Source organism: Methanobrevibacter sp., assembly GCF_045130115.1.
Lineage (GTDB): Archaea > Methanobacteriota > Methanobacteria > Methanobacteriales > Methanobacteriaceae > Methanocatella.
On sequence record NZ_JBGUPC010000032.1, the window covers coordinates 1 to 2067 of the forward strand.

Sequence of the window (2067 nt, forward strand, 5' to 3'; positions counted from 1 at the left end):
GTTAATCCACGTACACCAGCTCCCATCTTCATTTGTCCTCTGCTCATATAACCTAAACTTACATGTTTCTTGTAAGTATCTGGTTTCTTGACTTGTTCTTCTTCTCCTTCAGTACTTTCTTCAGTGACATCAATTGGCAATAATTTAACAAGGAATCCCCAAACTAATGTTAAAGAAGAAATGAAAAGACATTCTCCATGTTGTCTAAGACTTAAAGGATGGGTTCTTACAGCTCTACCACCAAAAGTAACTAATATAATTTGGCCAACAATAATAATAGTTTGAATTAAAATATATAACCAATTACCCATAATTCCAGTAAATACATTATATTCATCTTTTTGTAATTTTCTTGCGTTGATTGAATTGAATACTTGCATAAAGACAAATATATTAAAGAATATAGTGAAATGATACCCATTTACATTGTTCCACATGAAATGTTCTAAATTTCTATCAGAAGGAACGCCGAAAATATAATCACCATAGAAAATAATAATAGTTAAAGTAGTAATTTGGAATATAGCTTGAGAAACAATATTTAATTTCATCATAGGAGTCAAAATTGAAGCTTCTCTTTTATATGGTTTTCTATCAAGTAATGCATCAGTTGGATCTTCAGTTGCAAGAGCAAGAGAGGCAAATGAGTCCATAATTAAGTTAACCCATAACATTTGAATAGCATTTAATGGTGAATCTTTTAATATTATACCTCCAAGGAAAGTCATAAATACAGCAACAATGTTAGTAGTAAGTTGGAATTGAACGAATTTTCTAATACAATCATATACATTTCTACCATATTTACAAGCAGTTACAATTGAGCTAAATGAATCATCAAGTAAGACAACATCAGCAGCATCTTTAGCAATATCAGTACCTCTAATACCCATAGCAAATCCGACGTGGGCTTGTCTGAGAGCAGGGGCATCATTTGTACCATCTCCAGTAACAGCAACAATATTACCTAATTCTTTGAGACCGAATACAAGAATGAATTTATCTTCTGGGGATGCTCTTGCTATAACTTTTAAGTTTTTAACAGTGTGTTTAAAGGCTTCTCTATTATTTAAGAATATTTGTAATTCACCTCCTTTTTCTTCTTGTTTTTTTGTGATACCTCCACAGATAACTCTGAATATTTCACCTTCTAAAGCAATTGGATTATCTCCATTTTGTAAACCTCTTTTAGCTTCATTTTCATTTTTTTCAACTTGATCTCTGTAATATTTAGCAATTCTTTTACATTCAGCAGCTTGATTTGATTCAATAATTCCAACTTCTTTGGAAATAGCAATGGCAGTATTGATATTATCTCCAGTTACCATACGTACAGTAATACCAGCATGATGGCATTTTTTGATAGCTTCTGGGACATCTGGTCTGTTATCATCTCTAATACCAATCATAAAGGCAAAAGTGAGTCCTTTTGCTAAATCTTGGAACATGGCAAGATCATCTTCTGGATGCTCTTCTTTTGCTTTAGTAATTTCTTCTTGTGTTAATTTCTTATAACCGAAGACAAGAGTTCTCATGGATTCTTCTGCATATTCAGCTTGTTTAGCATAGAATTCCTCTTCATGTTGTTTATATTCTTCTTCATTTCCTCCTTCAGTTCTATATTGAGTGAAGAAAGCTCCTACTCTTTCTGGGGCTCCTTTAGCATAAAGAACAAATTCATCATTTTCTTTAAAAATATTCATCATATATTTATAATCTGATTTAAATGGTAAGACATATAATCCTTTTCTATCTCCTTCTAAAGGATACATATTATCTTTTAAATAAGAATATAAGGCTTTTTCAGTCATATCACCATTTAATACTGTTTTACCTTTATCATCAGTTGTTTCAACACAAGTAATATTTTTATAGATGCATCTCCAGACTAAGTTTCTTAATTCTTCATCTTCAATTTTTTCATTTTTACCTAATCTAAAATCTTTTCCTTCAATGAAGAAAGCACTAACTTTCATAACCCCTAAAGTAAGAGTACCAGTTTTATCTGTGCAAACATTATTAACATTTCCCATAGCTTCAGATTTATCTAAATGTTTAACTAAGTTA

1 protein-coding gene is annotated in these 2067 nt (G+C 31.1%); it reads right to left on the bottom strand.

Annotated elements, in window-relative coordinates; all coding sequences use genetic code 11:
• A partial coding sequence (locus ACJMML_RS05235; protein ID WP_405306311.1) for an HAD-IC family P-type ATPase occupies positions 1-2033 on the bottom strand: 2033 nt, incomplete at its 3' end.
• Positions 2034-2067 lie beyond the last annotated feature (34 nt).